The organism is Borrelia hermsii DAH (assembly GCF_023035675.1).
GTDB lineage: Bacteria > Spirochaetota > Spirochaetia > Borreliales > Borreliaceae > Borrelia > Borrelia hermsii.
Genome location: NZ_CP073136.1, coordinates 701,492 through 725,500 on the forward strand (window position 1 = coordinate 701,492; position 24,009 = coordinate 725,500).

General features: G+C 29.2%; 25 protein-coding genes. 16 read left to right on the forward strand and 9 right to left on the reverse strand.

Going from position 1 to position 24,009, the window contains the following annotated elements; translation table 11 throughout:
• Positions 1-3: 3 nt before the first annotated feature.
• Entirely contained in the window at positions 4-843 is an 840-nt protein-coding gene (locus tag bhDAH_RS03325) for a DnaJ domain-containing protein (protein ID WP_012422405.1), read from the reverse strand.
• A gap of 120 nt (positions 844-963) precedes the next feature.
• On the opposite strand from bhDAH_RS03325, the gene psgB reads away from it, so the two are divergent.
• Complete coding sequence (psgB, locus tag bhDAH_RS03330; RefSeq protein ID WP_012422406.1) at positions 964-2,103, forward strand: HemN-related non-iron pseudo-SAM protein PsgB; 1,140 nt, start codon at positions 964-966, stop codon at positions 2,101-2,103.
• Here the strand turns inward: psgB and rpiA are convergent.
• Positions 2,090-2,776: a ribose 5-phosphate isomerase A gene (rpiA, locus tag bhDAH_RS03335; RefSeq protein ID WP_012422407.1), complete on the reverse strand. Its 687-nt coding sequence runs from the start codon at positions 2,774-2,776 to the stop codon at positions 2,090-2,092. The genes psgB and rpiA overlap by 14 nt on opposite strands.
• A 224-nt stretch (positions 2,777-3,000) precedes the next feature.
• On the opposite strand from rpiA, the gene gpmA reads away from it, so the two are divergent.
• The gene (gpmA, locus tag bhDAH_RS03340) at positions 3,001-3,747 is read left to right on the forward strand and encodes a 2,3-diphosphoglycerate-dependent phosphoglycerate mutase (RefSeq protein WP_012422408.1); all 747 of its coding nucleotides are present in this window, start codon (positions 3,001-3,003) and stop codon (positions 3,745-3,747) included.
• A gap of 82 nt (positions 3,748-3,829) precedes the next feature.
• Here gpmA and lysS read toward each other — a convergent pair whose 3' ends face one another.
• A complete protein-coding gene (gene lysS / locus bhDAH_RS03345; protein ID WP_012422409.1) occupies positions 3,830-5,395 on the reverse strand; it encodes a lysine--tRNA ligase in 1,566 nt (521 codons plus the stop codon).
• A gap of 86 nt (positions 5,396-5,481) precedes the next feature.
• Entirely contained in the window at positions 5,482-6,354 is an 873-nt protein-coding gene (gene era, locus bhDAH_RS03350) for a GTPase Era (protein WP_012422410.1), read from the reverse strand.
• Between the two features lie 96 nt (positions 6,355-6,450).
• Between era and bhDAH_RS03355 the strand changes: the two genes are divergently transcribed.
• The 3 genes from bhDAH_RS03355 to bhDAH_RS03365 are packed head-to-tail and all read left to right on the forward strand — an operon-like array spanning position 6,451 to position 7,658.
• Positions 6,451-6,807: a hypothetical protein gene (locus bhDAH_RS03355; RefSeq protein ID WP_012422411.1), complete on the forward strand. Its 357-nt coding sequence runs from the start codon at positions 6,451-6,453 to the stop codon at positions 6,805-6,807.
• Between the two features lie 12 nt (positions 6,808-6,819).
• A complete protein-coding gene (locus bhDAH_RS03360; protein WP_012422412.1) occupies positions 6,820-7,227 on the forward strand; it encodes a hypothetical protein in 408 nt (135 codons plus the stop codon).
• Positions 7,224-7,658: a DUF192 domain-containing protein gene (locus tag bhDAH_RS03365; RefSeq protein WP_012422413.1), complete on the forward strand. Its 435-nt coding sequence runs from the start codon at positions 7,224-7,226 to the stop codon at positions 7,656-7,658. Before bhDAH_RS03360 ends, bhDAH_RS03365 begins: the two co-directional genes overlap by 4 nt.
• Here bhDAH_RS03365 and bhDAH_RS03370 read toward each other — a convergent pair whose 3' ends face one another.
• Positions 7,659-8,291: a hypothetical protein gene (locus bhDAH_RS03370; RefSeq protein ID WP_172643771.1), complete on the reverse strand. Its 633-nt coding sequence runs from the start codon at positions 8,289-8,291 to the stop codon at positions 7,659-7,661.
• Between the two features lie 58 nt (positions 8,292-8,349).
• Between bhDAH_RS03370 and bhDAH_RS03375 the strand changes: the two genes are divergently transcribed.
• The 8 genes from bhDAH_RS03375 (at position 8,350) to bhDAH_RS03410 (ending at position 16,954) form a co-directional block, all read left to right on the forward strand.
• Entirely contained in the window at positions 8,350-9,309 is a 960-nt protein-coding gene (locus bhDAH_RS03375; RefSeq protein ID WP_012422415.1) for a glycosyltransferase family protein, read from the forward strand.
• Positions 9,302-10,297 (forward strand): N-acetylmuramoyl-L-alanine amidase family protein, encoded by a 996-nt coding sequence (locus bhDAH_RS03380; RefSeq protein WP_025406703.1) that lies wholly within the window; start codon positions 9,302-9,304, stop codon positions 10,295-10,297. Before bhDAH_RS03375 ends, bhDAH_RS03380 begins: the two co-directional genes overlap by 8 nt.
• Entirely contained in the window at positions 10,287-10,826 is a 540-nt protein-coding gene (locus bhDAH_RS03385; RefSeq protein ID WP_043924527.1) for a hypothetical protein, read from the forward strand. Before bhDAH_RS03380 ends, bhDAH_RS03385 begins: the two co-directional genes overlap by 11 nt.
• A gap of 78 nt (positions 10,827-10,904) precedes the next feature.
• Positions 10,905-11,939, forward strand: a complete 1,035-nt coding sequence (locus bhDAH_RS03390; RefSeq protein ID WP_012422418.1) for a flagellar filament outer layer protein FlaA — start codon at positions 10,905-10,907, stop codon at positions 11,937-11,939.
• 74 nt (positions 11,940-12,013) lie between these two features.
• A complete protein-coding gene (locus bhDAH_RS03395) occupies positions 12,014-14,584 on the forward strand; it encodes a chemotaxis protein CheA (RefSeq protein WP_012422419.1) in 2,571 nt (856 codons plus the stop codon).
• Between the two features lie 7 nt (positions 14,585-14,591).
• Complete coding sequence (locus tag bhDAH_RS03400; protein WP_043924479.1) at positions 14,592-15,968, forward strand: CheR family methyltransferase; 1,377 nt, start codon at positions 14,592-14,594, stop codon at positions 15,966-15,968.
• An 11-nt stretch (positions 15,969-15,979) separates the two neighbouring features.
• Positions 15,980-16,465 (forward strand): chemotaxis protein CheX, encoded by a 486-nt coding sequence (locus bhDAH_RS03405; RefSeq protein WP_012422421.1) that lies wholly within the window; start codon positions 15,980-15,982, stop codon positions 16,463-16,465.
• A gap of 48 nt (positions 16,466-16,513) precedes the next feature.
• Positions 16,514-16,954: a response regulator gene (locus tag bhDAH_RS03410; RefSeq protein ID WP_012422422.1), complete on the forward strand. Its 441-nt coding sequence runs from the start codon at positions 16,514-16,516 to the stop codon at positions 16,952-16,954.
• A 15-nt stretch (positions 16,955-16,969) separates the two neighbouring features.
• Here the strand turns inward: bhDAH_RS03410 and bhDAH_RS03415 are convergent, their stop codons facing one another.
• Genes bhDAH_RS03415 through bhDAH_RS03430 form a run of 4 tightly spaced genes read right to left on the reverse strand, consistent with a single transcriptional unit; the run spans position 16,970 to position 20,044 of the window.
• Entirely contained in the window at positions 16,970-17,485 is a 516-nt protein-coding gene (locus bhDAH_RS03415; RefSeq protein WP_012422423.1) for a hypothetical protein, read from the reverse strand.
• Positions 17,482-18,528: a hypothetical protein gene (locus bhDAH_RS03420; RefSeq protein ID WP_012422424.1), complete on the reverse strand. Its 1,047-nt coding sequence runs from the start codon at positions 18,526-18,528 to the stop codon at positions 17,482-17,484. The genes bhDAH_RS03415 and bhDAH_RS03420 overlap by 4 nt, the downstream gene beginning before the upstream one ends.
• A complete protein-coding gene (locus bhDAH_RS03425; protein WP_012422425.1) occupies positions 18,522-19,385 on the reverse strand; it encodes a hypothetical protein in 864 nt (287 codons plus the stop codon). Before bhDAH_RS03425 ends, bhDAH_RS03420 begins: the two co-directional genes overlap by 7 nt.
• On the reverse strand, positions 19,382-20,044 hold the full coding sequence (locus bhDAH_RS03430) for an HAD family hydrolase (protein WP_012422426.1): 663 nt from the start codon (positions 20,042-20,044) through the stop codon (positions 19,382-19,384). Before bhDAH_RS03430 ends, bhDAH_RS03425 begins: the two co-directional genes overlap by 4 nt.
• A gap of 214 nt (positions 20,045-20,258) precedes the next feature.
• On the opposite strand from bhDAH_RS03430, the gene bhDAH_RS03435 reads away from it, so the two are divergent.
• The 3 genes from bhDAH_RS03435 to bhDAH_RS03445 are packed head-to-tail and all read left to right on the forward strand — an operon-like array spanning position 20,259 to position 23,892.
• A complete protein-coding gene (locus bhDAH_RS03435; protein WP_043924480.1) occupies positions 20,259-21,842 on the forward strand; it encodes an ABC transporter ATP-binding protein in 1,584 nt (527 codons plus the stop codon).
• Positions 21,843-22,994 (forward strand): ABC transporter permease, encoded by a 1,152-nt coding sequence (locus bhDAH_RS03440; RefSeq protein WP_012422428.1) that lies wholly within the window; start codon positions 21,843-21,845, stop codon positions 22,992-22,994.
• Positions 22,966-23,892: an ABC transporter permease gene (locus tag bhDAH_RS03445; protein ID WP_012422429.1), complete on the forward strand. Its 927-nt coding sequence runs from the start codon at positions 22,966-22,968 to the stop codon at positions 23,890-23,892. Before bhDAH_RS03440 ends, bhDAH_RS03445 begins: the two co-directional genes overlap by 29 nt.
• Positions 23,893-24,009: the final 117 nt, after the last annotated feature.

Here is a 24,009-nt window from a genome sequence, read left to right on the forward strand (position 1 = left end):
TCCCTAATTATATATTTCTTTTAGTCTTTCATATATTTTTTTTACTTCATCATTAATGATTTTGGGTACATCTATTATTAGCGTAGCTTTAAGATCTCCTTTAATGGTATTCCCAAGTGCAGGCATTCCAAGACCTTTTAATTTAAGTATCTCTCCATTTTTTGTATCTTTTGGAATTTTTATCTTTATTTTTTTGCCTTCAATTGTTTCAAAGATTTTTTCACTACCTAAAGCTATTTCCCATGGATATACAGTAATTTTTGTTTCTAGGTTTCGTTCCTTTAAATTAAAATTTTTATAACTTGAGATTTCAAATTTGATAATTAAATTACTTCTTTTCCCAGAAATTGGATGTATGTTTCCCTTTCCATTGAATTTTAATTTCGTAGTCTCAATTGTGCCCTTTGGAATATTAATGTCAATTTTTTCATTGTTTATTAATATTGATTTCCTTCCTCCCATATAAGCGTCGTATAACGAAATTTTAATAGTTATTTCTTTGTCTTTAAGTATTCCCCTTGTAGATTCTCCAAAGATATTAGAGAATAAATCAAAGTTTTCAAAATGATGAAATCCAGTATTTTTAAATCCTTTACTAAATGACTCTGTGTTGAAATTATTATTAAAATCCGCACTTCCAAAATTATCATAATTGGCTTTTTTCTGAGGAGATGAGAGAATTTCATAAGCTTCATTTATTTCTTTAAATTTTTCTTCAGCAAATTTATTGCCTTTGTTTTTGTCAGGGTGGTATTTTATAGCTAATTTTTTGTAGGCTTTTTTGATTTCTTCTATTGTAGCATTTTTGTGTATTCCAAGTATGTTGTAATAATCTTTAGACATTCAAACCTCTTGTTTTTATTTTCCATTTTATATTGAAGATATTTAAGTTCATTATAATTGATGCTACCATTATATATATTATAATTAAACTTAAATTTTTTAAAGGCCGTTTATATAGTAGTGAATTTTTTGTGTTTAACGGATTTAAGTATTTATATTGATCTTACCAGATGTTTTAGTTATGTTTTCTTTAATAAGATATTGCATGAGTTGTCTTGTTGCTTAGAGGTTTTGGGCTTCCCAAAAATTAAGACTCTTTATATTAAATATGAAACCTTGGGATTTGGTAATGATGCTAATTTAGAATCATTTTTAACTTCTCTTTCTAAAAATTTTGATTTTGTTACATTAGATGAATTTACCTTTGAATTGCATCCTGGAGAGATTACACCTTCGCTTTTAACAATTTTAAATGATTTTTCTGTTAGTAGAATTAGTCTTGATGTAAAGAGTTTTTCTTCAAAATTTTTAAGGATTTTGGGTGCTTCTTGGATATCTGTAGGTAGAGTAAATATCGCAGTTGATAATATTCATAAGTTTGATTTTGATTTGAATATTGATTTAAGTATTAATATTCCTTATCAAGAAAAAATGCATCTTAAGAGTGATTTAGTAAAGGTAATTGCATGTGCTCCTGAACATATTTGTCTTTCAGAAGTTTTAGTTGATGAAGAAAATTGTAATATTGAGCTTTTTAAAGAGGTTTCTTGTAATTATGATGAGGCTAAGGCTGAATATTTTTGGTTTTATGCTCTTGATTTTTTGGAATCTAGTGGTTATATAAATTATGAGATTTCAAATTTTGCCTTAAAGGGGCATGAGAGTAAACATAATGCAAGGTATTGGGCTCTTAAACCATATTTGGGTCTTGGAATAAATTCTGTTAGTTTGCTTGTTGCGCATAAAGGTGATGGTCTTGAGGCTGTAATTAGGAGGGATGATAATTTTTTAGGGAGTCCCAGAGCTTCGGCAACTTTTGAGAGTTTAAGTGATTTAGATTTTTTTATTTGTCATTTTATTACAAATCTTGGCACTAAGAATGGTCTTGATGTCTCTATTTTAAAGCGTAGGTTTATATATAATCAGGAAAATTTTTATAAGCTTATTGATTATCTTTTGAGTTTAAGTAAATCAGTTGTTTTTAGCAATGATATTCTTTATTTAGATGGGCATGAAAGATTTAAATTGGATTTTTATCTTCGGTTGATTAGAGAATATTTAATTAATAATTCTTTTAAAGTGAATTTTAAATTTCTTTAATCTGTCCATTTTGATAGTATATAACTTTAGTATTTTGATGGTTGAAAATACCAATCTCAAGTATTCCTGGAAGTAATTTAAAGTATTTTTCAGCCCCTTTAGGATTTTCAATATTCATTTTTACATCTAAGATGTAGTTATTATTATCAGTTATGATTGGGCCTGCTTTGAATTTACAAGTCCTTAGAACAGGGTTAAAGTTCATTTTTTCTAGGTTCGCCGTAATAAATGGAAGAGCATCTGGGACAATTTCAATTGGTACAGACACTTTTTCTCCTAAAGTTTGTACAATTTTTGTTTCATCTGCAATAATCAATAGTTGATGAGAATTGTATGCTATTATCTTTTCCATTAAATGAGCTGCTCCACCACCCTTTATTAGGGCTTTTTTTTCTAATAAAATTTCATCAGCCCCATCAATTGTGATGTCTATATTTTTGCTAAATTTTGTGAATTTGGATTCATATGTAATATTTTCTTTTGCAAGTAAATATTTTGTATCACTACTTGTTGGATAAAGTTTCAAATTTTTTAAGTCTCCAGATTTTATTTTGTCGCTTAAATATTTAATTGCATAAAAAACGGTTGTTCCTGTTCCAATGCCAAGATGCATGTTGCTTTTTATATAATGATCAATTGCGTATTGTGAGACTAACTTTTTTTGTTCTTCCATTATGAATCATCCTTAAATGTAGATTTATTTATAGGGTTTTAAGATAGATTATATCATTAAAATGAGATAGGCGATAGTATAGGTTTTTAGTAAAATGTCTAATAATTTATTGTATTTATGGTTACTTGGGGGGGATTCTTGAGTATTAACATTAATTAGATTTTGTGTTAATTTAATTGATAAAATGTTATTAAAGTAATAAAAAACATTTCTTAGGAGATTTTATGTATAAATTAGTTTTAGTGAGGCATGGTGAGAGTGAATGGAATAGAGAAAATCTTTTTACAGGCTGGACTGATGTTAAGCTTTCTGAAAAGGGTATTTCTGAAGCTTTAGAGGGTGGTAGAGTTCTTAAACAAAATGGATATTCTTTTGATATTGCTTTTAGTTCAATGTTAGTCAGAGCTAATGATACTTTAAATATTATTTTGCGTGAGTTGGGACAATCTTATATTGATGTAGAGAAATCCTGGCGACTCAATGAGAGGCATTATGGAGCTTTGCAAGGGTTAAATAAGGCTGAGACAGCTGAGAAGTATGGAGAAGATCAGGTTTTAATGTGGAGACGTAGTTATGATATTCCTCCTATGCCTTTAGAAGAGTCTGATAAGCGTCATCCAATTCATGACTTAAGATATAAAGGAATTCCTAAAAGTGAGCTTCCCTCAACAGAATGTTTAAAGGATACTGTTGCAAGAGTTATACCGTATTGGACAGATAAAATTGCTAAAGCTATTATTGAGGGAAAAAGAGTTATTATTGCTGCTCATGGTAATTCCTTAAGAGCTCTTGTTAAATATCTTGATAATATGAGTGATGATGATATTTTAAAGCTCAATATTCCGACTGGTATTCCTTTAGTTTATGAACTTGATCAAGATTTAAGACCTATTAAACACTATTACTTAGGTGATGAGGATAAGATTAAGGCGGCTATGGAATCTGTTGCTAATCAAGGAAAGAAAAAATAAAGAGGCCATTAAGACTATTAGGAAGAGATCATTTAAGTTAATGCTCTCTTCCTGTTATATGTTAAATAATTTAATATTGGAGCTAAATATAGTGTTTAACGATTTCTTCAAATTTTTTAATTCCAATTATTTTAATAAATCCTGCTAATTTTGGTCCCTTGTCTTTATTAATTAGTATATTGTAAAGTTGTTTAAAGAATAATGGGGGCTCAATGTTATTGTTTCTTGCAATATTATAAATTTCATCTTGGATTTCTTTTTCAGTGATATTATTGAAATCTTTTTTTAAAAAATCTAGTAATTGCGTTACCCCTTGTTTGTTATTATCCTTTAAGGGTTCGATATTATCGAATGTGTACCTTAGTGAAAATTTAAAGTCTTCAGGTGCAAATTTTTTGATCCAGTTAATGGCACATTCAATTTTGTTTATAAGTTTTGCTTTTTGGCTTTCTTTGACGTCATTTAAAAGTTTAAAAATTTTGTCTTTATCGCCTTCAAAAATTTGACAAATCGTGCTTAAATGTCTAAAACCAATTTGATAGGGAATTTCTTTGTCTGGTAATTTTGGTTGAGATAGTTCATAAATTCTTTTAAAAGCTTCTTTTTTGTTTTCTTTAATGTCATCAATTCCATAATATACTCTTTCAAATTTATCATAGTCTTCATATATTTTTATTACATCAAGATCGAATGATATTGAAAACTCTGTGTTGGGCTTTGTTGATGCAAATAAAAACCTTGTAACTTCAGGAGTGTATATTTCAAGGACATCTTTTAGTGACACGACATCTCCAGATGATGAGGATATTTTTCCACCACGTCCCTTGATTGATATGAAATCATACTGAAATGTTATGGGAGGAGTTCCCCCAAAAATTTTTACAATTTCTATTGAGGTATCAAAGCTCCCTCCACTACTGTGATGATCTTTTCCCGCAGGCTCAAAGTCAACGTTTTCATATTTCCATCGCATTGGCCAGTCAATTCTCCATGGAAGTTTTACAGCCCATGTTTTTCTTAAATCGAGCGATTCCTTGTTGCCGCATTCGCAACAGTATTCAATAGAATAGCAGTGATTATAATTTTTTATTGTTGTAGTATCTCTGTTGCATTTGGTGCAAAAAATGCTAATAGGGTACCAGTTGTCTGCAAGTTTTGTTGTTCTGTATTTATTAAGCACTTTTTCTATTTCATCTTTATGATCTAGTGCAAACTTAATTTGACTTGAATAATCACTTGACATGTATTTTAGACTTTGATCTATGAATTCTGGCTTGATACCTACAATAGGTAAATATTTTTCGAATTCCACTTCGTTTGCTCTTGCATAGCTTGACTGATTAGTTTGAGTATCAGGAACCCTTGTGATCGCTTGTCTTAAATGGGTTGTCAGTAATTCTTGATTAGGCATGTTCTTAGGTACTTTTCTAAATACATCATAATTATCCCATGAGTAGATAAATCTTACATTTCGGCCCGCATCTTTTAATGCTCTTGCTACAAGGTCAACGGAAATTACTTCCCTAAAGTTTCCAATATGTACAGTTCCTGATGGAGTGATGCCTGATGCAACTGTATATTGTTCTTTTTCTCCCTTTTCTTCTATGATTTTTTTTGCGTAAAAATCTGCCCAGTGAGCTGTTTTCATAATATTACCCCTGTTTAAAGCTTGATTTTATCATTCTATGTTTTTTGTTTCAAGATTTTAAGGAGATGTTTTATGATGTTATTGTGCTAATTGATTAAATTTTTAATTAGTTTAGAATTTTTATTCCAATTTTTTCTTAATTTCACTTGTAAGAATAAATCACATTTTTTTTCAAATATTTTTGATATTATCTTTCTTGCTTCTTCTCCAATTGCTTTGATTCCTTGCCCCCCCTTGCCGACTATTATGCCCTTTTGACTCTCTCCAGCTACAATAATATTTGCTTTAATAAAAAGTTTATTTTTCCTATCTTCTAAAATTTCGATCTGTGTATATAAAGAATATGGTAGTTCTTCTTTGAGTTTTTTAATAGTTACGCCTCTAATTATTTCACTAGTTCTTAAGTTCATTTCCTGATCTGTATAATATTCTTCTGGGTAATAAAGAGGACCTTCTTGGAGATTTGCATAAATCTTATCTTTAATTTCTTCAATATTGATTTTTTGCTCAGCGGAGATTTTTATGATATTGTCTTTCTTGATTCCTTTTTTTTCTAAAAAAATCATGATTTCTCTTTCTTTTGTTTTTTGAATGTCAATCTTATTGATGACTACTAAGAAATTAATTTTGGATTTACTGATAATTGTTAATATTTCATTTTCTTCAATACCAGGTTCATCTTGAATATCAATTACATAAAGAATTAATTCTGTTTCTGTAATTGCTGAATGTACGTTATTCATCAATGCTATATTGAATTTCTTTTTACTTAGATGAAATCCTGGTGTATCTATGAAAATAATTTGACCCCTTTTATCTGTAAATATTCCTTTTATTTTATTTCTAGTTGTTTGTGGTGTAGATGAAATAATTGATATTTGGTGTCCGCATATTGAATTTAAGAGTGTAGATTTTCCCGTTGAAGGTCTGCCTATTATTGATACAAATCCTGATTTCATTTTAGTATTCCTATTTAAATATATTAATATATTAATATATTTTATATGATAATTAATGTATACTATCTTTAAATATTATATTTAAAGGATTATAGTTTGAAAAAAGTCAAATTTGGGGTTTTTTGTGAGCAATGTGGAGGAAAGGTTGGACTTGGTAAATCTGTGTGTTCAAATTGTCATGCTAAACTAGGTGATCTTGAGTGTCCAAATTGTGGATATGTGGGTATTGTTTCTGCATTTGAAGATGGTTGTCCAAAGTGTAGTTATAGTCCTTTTGAAGAAAAGTTGAGTCGTTCTTTTAGAGGAAGACATAGAGGAGGATTTAAGGGGTTCTGGAATAATAGTAGTTTTTTAAAGTCAAGATTTTATTTTGGACTTAGTATTAATGTCATGCTTTATTTATTTGCAAGTTTTTTAATGGTTTTGCTTTTTGTTTACATTCTTTTTTTCTAAGGATGAATTCATATGGTAATTACGGTTTTTTATTTGTTATCTGTTTTCTTGTCTTTTAAGATGGGGGATAACGTTAAATCTGTTGAGGATAATGTTAGTCAAAATTCTATTTTTTATTATGATCTTGAAGAAGTTGAATTTCCTTATGCCAAAACACAAACCTTAAGATTTGAAGGTAAGTCTCCTATAAGATATGCTTATTTTAATTTTGATAAAGATAAGCTTTATTCGTATACTTTTGTTTTTGATAAGAAGTTGATTTCTCAATATTCTATTGTTATTGGTGTCAAGGAAAAATTTGGTGATGCTACTGCTGTAACTCCTTTTAATTATACTTGGGATGTTGGTGATTCTATTATTGTTTTAAGTAGCAGTATTTTAAGAATGACATTAAAGTCTTATGTTAGTAAGGAGAGTTGATCCTGCGGTTTCTTTTTGCATTAATTTTTTATGTGTCTTGTACCAGTCATGTATATGATAAAGCAATTATTATCAATAATACTAAATTTTTTGTTAAGCTTGCATTTGATGAGCTTACTAGAACTAAAGGGTATATGGGAACTAAGAACATAAATGAAAATAATGGCATGCTTTTTATTTTTAAGAAAGAGAAAAATTTATCTTTTTGGATGAAAGATACTCCTGTGCCACTTGAGATTGCTTATATTAATTCTGCGGGCATTATTAAGGAAATTTACAGCTTGGTTCCTTTTTCAAAAAGGATTGTGAATTCTAGGTATAAGGTCAAATATGCTCTTGAGGTTCCAGAGGGTTCTTTTTCTAAATTTAAAATCAAGGTAGGCGACAAGGTAAATTTTAATTTTGATGTTAATTCTTTGAATGTAGAATAGTTACTCGGCTTTTATTTTTTGAAGCTCCTCTTCTGCATGGTCTTTTATTTTGTCTTCATTTTGTAAGGTATCATTATTAATTTCATTAGGTGTATTATTAATTTTGATTTCTGTAGTGTTATCCGTTATTACCTTTTTAAAGATAGCTATTGTAGCTGCAACTTCATCAAGAGCATCGAGTAAAAAGGTTTCTTTCGCATTTTCTTCAGCTTTGACAATATATACTAAAGAATTATTTCCCCTTTCAGGATCATGAACGATTTCCCACGAACCTAAAACTCGGTTATTGTAGCTATCACTCATTAGAGATTCTGATATTTCTTGGATTTTGTCCGAATTGACGTCGAATATCTCGACAATTCCAAAAATTTCTCTTATTTTTGAATTTTTATATGAATTTAGTTTTGATCTGACTATTATTTCTGTTTTTATTTGATTGATGGTTTTTGATATAATAAAATCATTTTCTTTGTCTATTCTATATTCAATTTTATTATTATCAAGTATTTTTTTTATTCTTTTGTCGTAGGTTATATTTTTATCTTTGCAACTTATAAATGTTATAAGTATTAAATTGGCAATAACTATGCTATATTTTAATTGTTTAATGTTTAAAATACTTATTTTTAACATTTTAGTGCTTACCATGTAATTATTATAGTTTAATTATAAGGATTTTTGAAGTAAGTTTATGTATTTTAAGAGTAATGACTATTCTTATACAGTTATTCAGTCTAAAAATAATTATGTACAAAGGTCAACTTTTGGAATTTCTTTTGTAATTTTAAATAGAGGTACAAAAATTTTTAGAGAAGATTTATTTGAATCCCTTTCTAATTTTGATTTTATCAGAGAAATTATTTCTATTGAAAAGCAAAGTAACAGGAATTCTCTTCAATTTATTTCAGAAAGTTATGATAAGTTGAAGTTTATTTTACTTTCTGATGACTTGAATTCTGGCGAGAAGGTTAATTTAGCTATGAAAGAATCCATTTGTAGTTTTGTTTTTGTATTGCAAAGTGATATGTACTTGTTAAATCCTTTTTGGATTCCTAATATATTTGATGAAATAGTTAAAAAGAATGTACTTCTTGTTGGTGGAGAATTTTTTGACAAGGAAGAAGAAGTTGTTCCATCAGTTTTTCTTCCCACTATTGATAAACAGCAAAAATTAAAGGTAATTTTAATAAATTCTGAGAGGGATTATGAGAAAACTTTAATTACTATGGATTATTGTGGTCTTTACTCTAAAGAGAAGTTTGTTCAGTTGGGGGGTTTTGATAGAAGGATTAAAAACGAATATTTTCAAAAGCTGGATTTTGGACTTAGGGCTATTTATTTCGGGGAGAGTATCCATATCTATAGAAAATTGCGCATACAATATACCGCTTTAAATGTTCCAGAAGATTTGACAAAAAATAGAAGTTTTTTGATCTTTTTGCTTAAAAATTATGTTCCTATTTTTGTTGGAAACGGAATAAAATTTTCATTCCTTAGATTTTTGCAACTGTGCTTAAGGTATGGTGTTAACCCTTTTAAGTTTGGTAGAGAATTTAAAGAGATCAAACATGAAACTATTAAGAATAGTTTAAGGTTTAAAGGTGACTTAAAGAGTGCAATTGAACTTTGGGAAAATAATATTATTGATTAATTTAATCTTTGTCTTTCTATTTTTAGATGCCCGAGAATTTGATTATGTTAATATTCTTGATTCATTTGACAGTAGGCGCTTTAAGTTTAACTTTAACATTGAAAATGATATTCTTACAATTGAACATGAGAAGGGACATCTTAAGCTTAAGGTGGGATTTGAATATGGCCTTTTGTCTATTGGTTATTATATTTATGTAGATCCTATCCTTTTAAAGAATGGGGAAATCTTGATAACCAAGAGGGCTTTGATGCAGATTAAAAATTATTTTAGCTCTTTGCAAAGCTACAGCAAGCCACGAATAACATCGATAGTAATCGATCCTGGTCATGGTGGACATGATAGAGGAGCTGTTGTGACTCATAAAATAAATGAACATAATATTACTCTTTTAGAGAAGGATTTTTCTTTAACTTATTCTATTTATTTATATAAAATATTGAGTAATTATTTTTTAGATAGGAATATTTTGTTAACGCGTGTAGATGATGTTTTCGTGTCGTTACAAGACAGATCTGAACTTGCAAATGCAATTAAACCAGATTTTCCAAATAATGTTATATTTTTATCAATGCATGTAAATAATGCGCCAAATCCTGAAGCTAGGGGAATTGAATTTTGGTATCTTCCTCAGGATTCAAAAAGAGAAGTTGTAAGAAATTTTAAAGGATATGATATTAGAGGTAATAGATACTTAAGGGAGCTTAATGATATACTAGATATTCAGTATAAATATGAGTCAAAGAAATTAGCTGAGATTTTATATGAGACTTTTAGTGATGTTTTATATGAAACCAAGATACGATCAATTAGGGAAGAGCAGTGGTTTGTGATCAAAAATAGTAGTATGCCTGCTGTGTTGATTGAGATTGGGTTTTTATCTAATATTGATGATGCGATGTTAATTTTAGATTACAATTATATGAGTAAGATGAATATGTTAGTACTTAAATCTTTAATTAAGTTTATTGAATTTTATGAAAAATGATGTTTTGGATATGATTTTAAAAAATAATTCTATTTATTGTAATTTTCTTGGTCGTAATGGAGAGAAATATTTACTCGGAATATTAATTGTACTTTTATTGTTAAGTTTTCTATGGTCTTCATGTATAATTTTTGTAAATTATGAGAATATTTTCTTTAGAAAAGTATTTTATTTTTATTCTGAAAATGAATTGATTTCTGATTTAAGATATTTAAAGGAGAAAAAAACTCTTAAAGAGAATTTGGATTTTTTAGTTGGAGACTTTCTATTGGGTAATAGTAAGGGTTTTTCTTTACAATTTGCGACAAGGAATGTAAAGCTTTTGTATTCTTTTATAAGCAATGATGTATATTTTATAAATCTTTCAAAAGAGTTTTATAATTCTTTCAAGAATGGTGGTTATAATGACTCTGATAAACTGAGAGTAAATTTGTTTGTTGAATCTTTAAAAAAAACAATTAATTTTAACTATTCTGGAAATATTAGGGAAATTGTTATTTTTATTGAGGGGTATATTTTAGATGTTTAAGGCATTTGAGGTAGTCTTGGATATACTGTAAAATTAAAATTAGCAGTTTAAATGATTTTGTAGCAGGAGTTAATTTTTATGACTAAAGCAAGAAACATTGTTTTTATTTTATTTTTTCTTATTATCTTAAGTCCTCTTTTCGGACAAGAAGCAATTGGTGCAGGTGCTAATTCCCCTAAGGATGAGCCTGGCGAAGTAGTTTTTGATTTTGTTGAACTTGCAAGAGATCCAAGTTCAACAAGGCTTGATCTTGCAGATTATGTTGATCGTGTGTATTCCGGAGCTTCAAGTGTTGTGAAAGCAGAAGATATGGTATTAGACCTTGGAATAAGTAATTGGACTGTTCTTCTAGCTCCTTCAGCTAGGATGCAGGCTTATGTAAAAAATTCTGTTGTTGTTCCAGCTGTTGTTAAGGCTGAATCTAAAAGATATGCAGGCGATACAATCTTAGGAGTGAGAATATTATTCCCAAGTTATTCTCAATCTTCTGCAATGGTTTTGCCTCCATTTAAGATCCCGTTTTATGCTGGGGAGGATGGTAAGCAGTTTTTAGGTAAAGGTCTTATTGATAATATTAAAATTATGAAAGAAGTTAAGGTTACTGTTTACAGTTTGGGTCATGAGGTCGATCTTGAAGTTTTATTTGAAGATATGAGTGGTATGGAATATGTATATCCTTTAGGTACCTTGAAATTTAAAGGTTGGGCAGATTTAGTGTGGTCAAATCCTAATTATATTCCAGGTATGAGCGCTAGAGTGGTTAAGGATAACATTCCTAATTATCCCCTTCCCTCAAGTAAGATGAGATTTAAGGCATTTAGGGTTTTAAAATCTCATAGCTCAAGGGATCAGAATTTGATTTTTTATGTTAAGGATGTAAGAGTTATTTATAGTAAGTTAAGTGTTTCCTTGGATTCTGATATTGATAATGAATCTGTATTTAAGATTTATGAGACACGTGGGGCAGAATCACTTCGACGATTGAAATCACAGGAAGCTCTTAAGAGAGTTTTAAAGATTAGAGAAAGTGTGTCAATGCCAGGTGAGTCTTTCCAAAGTTTCTTAGAGAAAGGCGGCAATGATGAATCTGGGGCACGAACTGAAAAACAATAAATTTAATGATGTGTTAATAGGGTTTAAATCTTTAAGATTTTGCCCTATTAAGCTAAAATAGGAAAGATAGGCTAATGCTAGATTCAGATAGTAAAGAGCTTTTAGAGATTTTTTTTGAGGAAGCTCAGAATCTTGTAGATACTCTTGAAGAGAATATTATGTCATTAGAGGATGACCCTAATAATGCAGAAACTATTGATGAGATATTTAGGGCGGCACATACTCTTAAGGGCGGTTCAGCTTCTGTTGATATGATGGAACTCTCAGGTTTTACTCATGTTGTTGAGGATGTATTTGATGCTATTAGAGATAATAAATTAAAGATATGCAATGATCTTGTTGATTTACTTTTAAATGCGCTTGATGTAATAAAAGGCATGCTTGATGCACGTCTTAATGGAGATGTTTATTTACAAGATGTAAGCGAGCTTAAAAATAAATTAAGAGGGTTTTTAGGAGACGAGCATCAGACAGCTTCTGTTGTATCTTTAGAGAATATAAATGATGATGAATTTTTGCTTTCTTCCCGTGAACTTAGTGATATGCGCGAAGTTGTAGGACTTGAGCAAAAGGTTTTAAGAGTTAGTATTTATTTTGATCAAGATAATCCTATGGCTACAATTGCTGGCATACAAATGTTTCAGGCTTTAAAAGACTTAGGACCAATTCTTTACACTGTTCCTAATTATGAGCAAATTATTGCAGATAAGTTTTTAAGCAGAGTAGATTATTATTTAATATCTTTAAATAATCGTAATGTTGCAGAAAAAATAGATTTGTCTGATGTTGCCTTAAGTTATGCAATTGATGAATTTGACATTGGTAGTGAATTGGCAAAGGCAAATTCAAGAGAGAAAAATGCTGTTGTTCATGATACTGTATCTAAAGGCGAATTGCAGCTTTCTAATGATGAGCTTATAAGTTTAAGAGAGCATATTGGTGATGCTGAGTTATTTGAGGTAAAGTTAAATTTCAATAAAGACAATCCTATGGCAACAATTTCTGGATTTCAAATGTTGCAGGCGTTAAAAAGTTTAGGTGAAGTTTATAAATCTATTCCTGATAGTGAAGATTTATTAACCGATAAGTTTTTTGATTCTATTGTATATTATTTAATATCAAATACCTCAGTGGAGAGTATTTCTAAAAAGGTAGATTTATCAGATGTTGTTATTAGTTTTGATATTAAGAAAATCGATTTGGAGCATATTAAAGATGGGGATTTAAATACTGAAGTTGAGAGTTATACTCCTGTTAAGGAGCCAAAAAAGCCAGCTGTGAATGTCAATTTAATTAGGATCGATAGTAAAAGGATAGATTCTATATTAAATCTTGTAAGTGAAGCTGTTATAAGTAAGTCAGCTTATAATCAAATAAATTCTGATATAACATCTTTCCTTTATGGTTTTAATCATTTTTATGATTATCAAGAAAGTTTTCGCAATAGTTTCTTGGTAGATTTAAAGATGATTTTTAAGGATGTAGGTTTGGAATTGGAAAGTTCTCTTGAGAGTCAAATAGCAAATTTGGTGGAGCATAAAATTGATAAAACTTTACAAGATATGGTAGGTTTAAGAGATTTATTGCTTAAAATTCTCCAAGATTCTAGATTTGCTTCTAATAGGCTCTCTAGGATCATTACTGATTTGCATGAGAGTGTTTTAAAGACAAGGATGCTACCAGTTTCTGGTATTTTTTCAAGATTTACAAGAGTGGTAAGAGACCTTTCGAAGAAGCTAGGCAAAGTTGTAGAGCTTAGGACTGAAGGGGAGGATACGGAGGTTGATAAATCTGTCATAGATGATCTTGTAGATCCTTTAATGCATTGTATTAGGAATTCTATGGATCATGGACTTGAGACTGTTGATGAGAGACTTAGCAATGGTAAGGATAAAACTGGTCATATAGTTTTGCGTGCCAAGAATGAAGGTAATGTGATATCAATTGAGATTGAAGATGATGGGAGAGGTATAGATCCAAATATTATTAGGCGGAAGTCAATTGAGAGGGGTTTAATAAAGGAAAATACGGTTTTATCTGAGAGTGAGATTCTTAACTTAATTTTTGAACCTGGATTTTCAACAGCTAGTCAAATTACAGATGTTTCTGGTAGAGGTGTAGGACTTGATGTTGTTAAGAGTAATGTTAAGAAATTAAATGGAAATATTATAATAGATTCAAAGGTTAATGTTGGTACTACTTTTAAAATAAAGCTTCCTTTAACATTAGTGATTGTGCAGGGCCTTCTTGTAAAATCAGGCAGCGAGATTTATGTTATTCCTTTAAATAGTGTTCTTGAAACGCATAGAATTAGTGAGGAAAATATTAAGTTTCTTGAAAATGATCATGAGGTTTATAATTTAAGGGAAGAAGTTATATCTGTGCTTAGACTCGATGAGCTTTTTAATATAAAAGACGATCAAACATTATATGAGAAGTTTTTGATAGTCATTAGTATTAATGATAAAAAGGCAGGGATCATTGTGGATTCTATTCTTGGAGAAGAAGATTTTGTTGTAAAGCCTATTAAAGATAAGTATGCGTCAAGTCCCGGAATAGTTGGAGCTACTACACTTGGTAATGGTAAGGTTGTCTTAATTATTGATGTATTTAGGCTTTTTGACCTAAAGGATATGAAAGGATAGTCTTATGATGGAAATAAAAGAGATATATTCAGGTGAGCATAATTTAAGTAGACAGGTTAAAGGAATTAACCCTGTTAATTTGGATTTTAAAGTAGTATCTTTCAATATTGGTAATGATAATTATTTAATAGATATTATGCAAGTTAAGGAAATTAGGAAATCTAGTAATTTTACATATGTCCCAAATGCTAAGGAATATGTGGTTGGTCTTGATAATTTAAGAGGTGAGATAATCTCCATTATTGATTTGAGAATAATGTTTAATTTGGAAGTCATTAAGAAAGAGCTTGAAGATATTATGGTTCTAAGGAATGACGATTTATTAATAGGGGTTATTGTTGATAAGGTTAATAATGTTTTTTCAATTGATTCTTCTCTGATCCAGGAGCCCCATCCTGTTCTATCTCATGGAGCACTTATACGCTACATAAAAGGAGTAGTTGAATATAGTGGAAAATTATATATTCTTCTTGATGTTGATAGGATTTTTAATTATGATAGAGAAGAAGAGCTTTTATTGGAAGAGATCAGCAATGATGATGAGGTAAATACTGCTGATTCTGAGTCATTGTCTTATAGTAATAATTCCTTAGAATTACCAGAATCATCTGTTAGTGAGATTGTAACATCACCTAAGGATGATTTGGTTGATTTAAAGGTTATTAAAAAAAATCTTTTTAAATATTCTTTCAATGCGTCTTTAGTAAGTGACGAGTTTTTAAAGAAAGTTAGTATGAAATTAGATATTGCAAATATTAATGATTTATCTTATGATAACTTTTTAGGTGAATTTTATTCAAAATCATCAGGATGTTTATGGAGTGATAAATATTTAAAAGGATTTCAAGATGAAATTGTTAAACAACATGTTAATGATATGAGTGATGTTGGTACCGTTTTAAATGTTTTTGAAATTGGATGTGGTGAAGGAAAAGAGACAATATCTTATGTGAGTGTTTTATATGAGTCTTATAAAAATCCTTTTAAGGTAACAGCTATTGATAATGATTTAATTAAGGTGATTGGCACTTCTAATTTAGTTTTCTCAGAATCTGAGATCAATTTGAGCGAGATTTATAAAAAAAATTCTTTTGAGCAGAGTCCGGGAGTTTATAAATTCAAGCCAGAGATTATTAATAGTGTTTTATTTGAATATTCAGATGCTATTTTATCAGAATTTCCAGAGAATTTGGGAATTATTTTTTTAAGAGATGTTTTGTGTTTCTTGAGTGATGATGGGCAAGTTTTAATTCTGGATGCAATTGCAGAAAAATCTGTTAGGGGTGCTCTTTTGATTTTGGGAGATAATGAAGAACTTAAGAATAATGATCTTTTTGTAAAAGATATATCTGTGAAATATTTTAACTTGTATAAAAGGATCTAAAGGAGAAATTAATGAGAATAGATTATATAGAGCCGTTTTTAGATGCTGCTTCTTCAGTTTTAAGGGATATGTTGCTTGTTGAAGATATTCAAATGGGCAGTCCTGGACTTAAGTCGATAAATCAAAAAATAAGAGGGGCTTCTGTAATTGTAGGGCTTGCAGGTTCTGTTGAAGGTAGCATTATCATTGATATGGATATTGATACTGCACTTTTTGTTGCTTCTAAGTTGAATTTTGAGGAGTATGTTGATTTTGATGATGAAGAGACTAAGGAGATGGTAGCTGCAACTCTTACGGAAGTTGGTAATATTATTGCTGGTAATTTTGTTACTACTTTGCATGCTAAAGGTTTTGTGTTTGATATAACTCCACCGGCTTTTATTTATGGAGAAAATATGAAAATAAGCAATAAGGGTTCTGAAGCATTAATAGTACCTTTTACTTTGCCAGATGGTAAAATTATCGAGGTTAATATTGCAATAAGAGAGAGGGTTTGATATGATTATGAAGTTGAAAATACTTATTATGAGAAAAGAGGGTTTAATATGATCCAGAAAACTACAATTTCTATGGATTCTTCAAATAAACCAAAGGGGATTAATTATGAAACCGGAGCTCCTTTTAATGTTTTGATTGTAGATGATTCAGTCTTTACTGTAAAGCAGCTTACACAAATTTTTACTTCTGAAGGGTTCAATGTTATTGATACTGCTGCTGATGGCGAGGAGGCTGTGATCAAATATAAAAATCATTATCCTAATATTGATGTTGTTACTCTTGATATTACTATGCCCAAAATGGATGGAATAACTTGTCTTTCTAATATCATAGAGTTTGATAAAAATGCTAAAGTAATAATGATTTCTGCTTTAGGAAAAGAACAGTTGGTTAAGGATTGTTTAATTAAAGGTGCAAAGACGTTTATTGTAAAGCCTCTTGATAGAGCCAAGGTTCTTCAAAGAGTTATGTCTGTATTTGTTCAATGAATTAGTATTGTTTACTTATTTAGTATTTTTATAAAAAATCAATTCGTTACTTATTTCATTTGGGCTTTTTGTGAAATATGACATGTTGAGGTTGAAAATTTCTAATTTATTTTTGTTATTGTTGCCCATGTGTAGTTCTAGCTTGTAAAATCCTTTTTTGGTGTATATTAATGCTGAACTTTTAAAAATTGAATCTATAGTTTTTATTTTAAATATTTTATATTTTGAAAAGTCCTTGTCAATAATTTCACTTTGAAGTAAATATTGATTGGCTTCTTTGTAAGTTGGAGTTATTGCCGTGTAATCAATTTTATCCTTGAAGATGCTTTTTATAAAATTTTCTGTTAATTCATATATTTGTATTTCATGTGTGTTTTTTGGATATTGAGTATAGTATGCTTCTTCTGTTATTAAATTAAAAGAGGAATATTGCCTAGTTGTTTCTGATGATCGTTTTTCAATTGAAGTTGTTATTAGTCTTGAATAAATTGATGTGTTAATAATGAGTAACAGGAATATTTTTTTTATCATATATGTTCCTTATTGCTGTTTATTATTCTTTTCACTTTTTCAATCTCTAAGGGAAGTTTGCTTTTTCTTTTTGCGTTTAGTTTGTCTTTTAATAAAAGATTGTTAAATGTTTTTGCCATTTCATATACTTTTTCTTCACTGAAATGGAATGGAATTTGAATTTTTCTGTATTCGATTGGATCTTGTAAGACTTTTTGCATTAGTATGATTGGATTTAGAAAACTTGCTTTAAAGAATTTATAAAAATTTGTTAAAAATAGTGAAAATGATACAAAGAGTGTAAATAGAAATATCCCAATTACAGAATCATTTTTTCTTTGCAGATATTTATCTATATAAAATTTTGTCTGATCCATTTCAATAATTTTGTATTCACTAGGACTATAGTAGAAAAATATATCATCGGATTTAGAATATATTGTTTTATCTATATCTTTAATTATTAGTATAAATGGATATTTTTCTTTAATATAGTTTTTTTCAGTTGTTATTGAGATGTTTTTTATGATATTAAATTCTTGCTTTTCTGGAATTGTATTTGCAAAACCTGAACTTGAAAATATTATGAAAAATATGAATGGAATTAGTAGACTTATTGAGAATGTTCTGGCAAATGCAATTAAGATTAGATTTTTCTCTTTTGGATTATAATAAATTTCAATCATTAAATCGTTAAATCTAAGAAGTCTTAAGAATCTTAATTTGAAAAGTGAAAGTATGATTGGTCCTAGAATTGTTTCGTGAGGATTAATTATATTTTGAATTTGATGTGAGCTATAAAATATTAAGGGAATTAGGCAATGGATTAGATCAAAAAACAGATTATTTCTTATATATATTTGTAATGTTCGTGAAAAATAAGCTTTTAAAATTTTATGAAAAAAAATCAAGATCAGTATTGCGTCGAATAAGAGTCCAATGAATATTAGAGCAAAGCGAATCTTGTATGGCAAGAAAAGTATTATTGATAATTCTTCTATTAGGAATGCAAGTATCGAAGTGATTAAAGTAGCTTTAAAAAAATTTGCAAATATCTTTACCATTTATTTTTCCTAGCTATTTCTAGAAGTTCCTTAATAATTCTTGGATCATAGTCTTTTGAGCTGGATTGTTTTATTGAAAACCAGCTCTCATCATATCCCATAAATCCTTTTATTCTATTGTTTTTAATGCTTGGGATTCTAGTTCTGTTTGAAAAAATGGATATTAATGTTGCAATTGGTGACATGTTACTTAAATGTTCATATTTGAACAGGCTTTGAGTTATTAAATTAGCTGTGTTGTCATCTAAAAAGTCGATTTCTCTGCTCACTAATTTTGATGTATCTTCAACATTTCTTGGAATTAATTTTATATCTTTTTCTAAATAAAACTTAATTATTAAAACTCTTAATAAGAGTAGAATTTTTATGTAATTTTTTACAAGTTTTGAAGAATCAAGAATATCGTTTTCTTTTTTGATTAGGTATATTGTGTAGGAATTTTTGTCTTCAAAGAGTTTATTTATATAAAATGTTATATGCCCACTGCTTATGGCATTGAAATTATATAAAAATTCTTTTCTTAAGTAAGGATTTGCTTTAATGGAACCAAATATTAATTCTAAATTATTTTTATTAAATTTTTTGTTAAAAAGGTCTTTTACAATATTTAGATCAATAGATTCAATATTTGACAAAACAAGGGAAGTAATGATTATGTCTGTTTTTTCTTTAACGTATTGAGTAAGTGAATCAGTATCGAATTTAAAGTTTTCGTCTATGAATGTTGAAATAGTTTTTTTATTTTCTTCTAGATATTTAATTATTTCAATTTCTTTTTCAAAGACTGACAATCCCCTTATACTTTCATGATTAAATAAATAATGATATAGGTGTGGAAAATATACTTTTAATTTCATTTAATTATGCCCAAAAGTTCAGATGGACTATTTAGGATGTATTTTGCTCCACTTGCTTTTAATTCTTCTATTGTTCTAAATCCCCATGAAACCCCTATAGGTAGGAATCCGGCATTCTGAGCAGTTATCATATCAACATCACTGTCCCCGATGTATGCTATTTCTTCTGGTGTAAGATTTAATTCTGTGATCATGTCAAGTGCATTTGCAGGATCTGGTTTTGCATTAAATCTTGTTGAGTAGCCCCTCACTTCAAAGAAGTTTATATCTTTAAATATATCTTTTGATATAATTAATAGTTCCGTGTGGTTTTTATTGCTTAAGATTCCAATGGGAATGTTAAGTGAGTTTAGCTTTCGTAAAAGTTCTGGTATGCCATCATATGCTTTTGTTCGGGAAGAAAGATTTTGATTATATGATTTTACAAATTCTAGGTACAGATTATCTTTGAGGTGTTTATTGTTTAAGTTTATGTTAAGATGTTCTAAAGTGTTCTCTACTAATTTAGAATATCCTCTTCCAACAAGAGTGTTAAATTCATCTGTTTTAATTTCTGTATACCCTAATTTTTTTAGGGCAGCGTTCATTGAGAATGCAATATCCATGATGCTGTTTATTAAAGTTCCATCCATGTCAAAAATGCAAGCTTTGATTCTCATATTTTAATCCTCTTGATAAGTAATTATTATTAATGTGCCTTCATTTTATCATTATTTTTTATCTTTATATTAAGTTTATTTCATGATTTTTGATATTTTGCATTATTTTTGATTTTTTTATGAATATCCCTTGAAAATATTTACTTTTAGTTTTAACATGTCTGGTTAGGGTATAAATAAATATTATTTACCTTTGTTAAATTTCAGGTTATCTTTGATGCAAGATATATTAACTTTAGATAAAGTTACTAAGCGATATGGCAACTTTGTTGCTAATGATAATATTTGTATAAGCTTTAAAAAGGGAGAAATACATGCAATTCTTGGTGAGAATGGTGCTGGCAAAACCACTTTAATGAAAACTATTTATGGAATTCATAGACCTGATAGCGGGCAAATTTTTTTAAAAGGTAATGAACTAAGACTTAAAGATTCAAGCGAATCTATTCGAAGTGGTATTGGAATGGTTTTTCAACATTTTATGTTAATTCCAAAATTTACGGCTGTGCAAAATATTATTTTAGGATATGAAGATTCAAAGTTTGGGTTTATTAATTATGATCGTGCAAGAAGGAAGATACTTAAGCTTTCTGAAAAATATGGTTTAAAAATAGATACTGATAAGCCTATTGAAAATTTAAGTGTTGGGATGGGACAAAAAATAGAAATACTTAAGGTTCTCTATAGAAATGCAGATATTGTTATTTTTGATGAACCTACAGCAGTGCTTACGCCTAATGAGATTAATGAATTCATAAATGTTTTAAAAATATTGGCTGTAGAGGGGCATACTGTAATACTTATTACGCATAAAATAAAAGAAATAAAGGCTGTGGCGCAAAGGTGTACAATTATGCGTTTTGGAAAAGTGATTGGAACTTTTGCTGTTGCTGAGACTGATGAGAGAATGCTTACTAAATTGATGATAGGCAAAGAAACTTCTTTTGATATATCCAAGAGGCAGGTTGTTGATCACACTAACGTTCTTGAGATTAGAGATTTAAATGTTAAAGATGAACGAGGTGTTTTAAAAGTTAAAAATATTAGTTTTAATCTTAGAGAAGGTGAAATTTTTGGAATAGCGGGAGTTGAAGGAAGCGGTCAAGAAGAATTAATCGAAGCAATTCTTGGTATTAGAGATGTCTTTAGCGGGGACATAATTAAGAAGATTGATGGCAAGTTTGAATCAATAAAGGGTCTTAGTGTTAAGCAAATAATAGATAGAAAAATTGGTCATATTCCATCTGATAGACAAAACCACGGTCTTATTTTAGATTTTAATATTTTCCAAAATATTGGAATTAAGAGTTTTGATAATGTAAATTATTTAAAAATTAAGTGTAGTGATGTGTGTAATAGTAAATTAAAGTTTAAATTTTTCAATACTCTTAAAAAACAGTTTGTTGACTTTAATTTAACTTTTCTTAAGAAGATAACTGAACAACTTGCAGTTTCTTTTGATATTAGACCGAGGGATATTTTAAGCAAAGTTAAAAATCTATCTGGAGGCAATCAACAAAAGGTAATTGTTGCACGTGAGATTAATTTAAAACCCGAAGTTCTTTTGGCAGTTCAACCTACAAGGGGACTTGATGTGGGTGCTATTAAAAATATTTATAAAAAAATGATGGAACAGAGGGATGCAGGAATGACAATTCTTCTTGTGTCTCTTGAGCTTGATGAGCTTATGAGTATTTGTGATAGGATAGCTGTAATGTATGATGGGAGAATTGTCGGTATTTTGGAGGATAATTTTGATGCTGAGGTTATTGGTAAAATGATGATGGGTGTAATTTGAATGATAATTAATAATTATAAATATAAAGAAATAATTGCGGCATTTTTAAATTCAGCAATATTTATTAACTTTTTTGCATTTTTTTTAGGAATTTTAATTCTTGGACTCATAGTATTGCTTCTTGGATATTCTCCTCTTAGAATGTACTATGTAATGATAGAAGTTGCATTTTCTTCTCCTAAGCATTTTGGGTATATTATAAGCTATGCCACACCATTGATTTTTACAGGTCTTTCAATTGGTATTGCCTTAAAAGTAGGACTTTTTAATATTGGTGTTGAGAGTCAGTTTATGCTTGGTTCAATTTCAGCTTTAATAGCTGGAATTTTTTTGGATTTTCCTCCTTTATTGCACGTAATTTGCATTTTCATTTTTGCTTTTTTAGCGTCAGGAATTTTAGGCGTTTTAATTGGATATTTAAAAATTAAATTTAACATCAATGAAGTAATTTCAGGGATAATGTTTAATTGGATTTTGTTTCATGTGAATAATCTAATCATAGATTTGCCTGCTATTAAAAAGAATAACAGTGATTTATCTAAGCCAATTCGAGAAAGTGCTTTTATTGATTTTTTTGGCTCTTGGAAACTTTCATCTGAAGGACTTGCTTATAGAGCAGAACATTCATTTATTAATGATTTATTAAAGGCTCCTCTTAATTTTGGGATAGTTATTGGGATTATTATTGCTATTTTAATGTGGATTTTATTAAATAAGACAATGCTTGGATTTAAAATAAGTGCTGTAGGACATAATATTGTAGCGTCTTATCGTATGGGAATTGATATTAAAAAAATTTTGCTGTTTGCTATGTTTCTTGCAGGTGCACTTGCGGGACTTGCGGGTGCTATACAGGTTATGGGTGTTAATAAGGCAATATTTAAGCTTTCTTATATGGAAGGGACAGGCCTTAATGGTATAGCTGTCGCTTTAATTGGTAATAATTCTCCAATAGGAATTATATTTTCAAGTACTTTATTCTCAATTTTGCTTTATGGCAGTAGTAGAGTTCAAAGTTTAATGGGGTTGTCCTCTTCAATTGTATCTTTGATGATAGGAATAGTGGTGATTGTGATTTCTGCTAGCCATTTTTTTAATAAGATAGTTTTGGGAGGTATAAAAAGTGTTAAACACACTAATATTTCTAATTAGTGAAACGTTGGTAAATTCTCAGGCCTTAATTTTGGCTGGTCTTGGGGGGCTTATAAGTGAGAAAAGTGGAATAATAAATATTGGTCTTGAGGGTACGATGGCTCTTGGAGCATTTGTTGGTGCTACGGTTGCATATTATTATGGTAGTCCATTATTTGCAATTTTTGTTGGAGGTCTCTCAGGGCTTATTCTTTCAGTTTTGCATGCCATTTTTACTATTTTTTTTAAATCAGATCAGATAATAACTGGTATGGCTATTAATTTTTTGGGACCAGCTATTGCTATGTTGTTTGGAACTTTTATTTTTGGTTCTGCTTCAACTCCCCCAATAAACATTAAGTTGCCCATACTTTTTGACGGAGTTTTAGATAAAAAGTCTTTTATATTTCAGATTTTTGGTAAAAGATATTCACTCTATATTGCAATTATGTGTGTTATTCTTTTTCATGTTATGTTTAAATATACTAAAATTGGACTTAGAATTAAAGCCAGTGGTGAGGAGCCAGAAGTTTTAGAATCCCTTGGGGTTAATGTGATTATGATTAGGTTTTTTTGTGTTCTTCTAAGTGGATTATTTGCAGGAGTTGCTGGAGCGGTGATCTCTACTGTGATTGCTTCAAGTTATATGCAAGGAATTATTGGTGGGCAAGGTTTTATTGCCATTGTTATGGTAATTTTTGGGAATTGGCAACCTTTTGGAATTTTGATGGGTAGTTTTTTATTTTCTTTTATAAGAACCTTAGTTGTTATGATTTCTCAAATTTCCTTTTTATCTTTAAAGGTTCCTTTTAAGATATTAATCATTTTACCTTATGTTGTTGTGATTCTAAGTCTTATGTTCCTTTCAAAAAATAATTATGCTCCTAAAGCCTTAGGTTTACCTTATAAAAAAGATTGATTTTTATTTTTATTTCTTTTAAGATACAGGTGGAATTATTTAGGGTTTATTTGGGAATTATATTTTTTGATATAAAGTTATGAAGGATATCTACTTAATTCTTATATTTGTTAAATT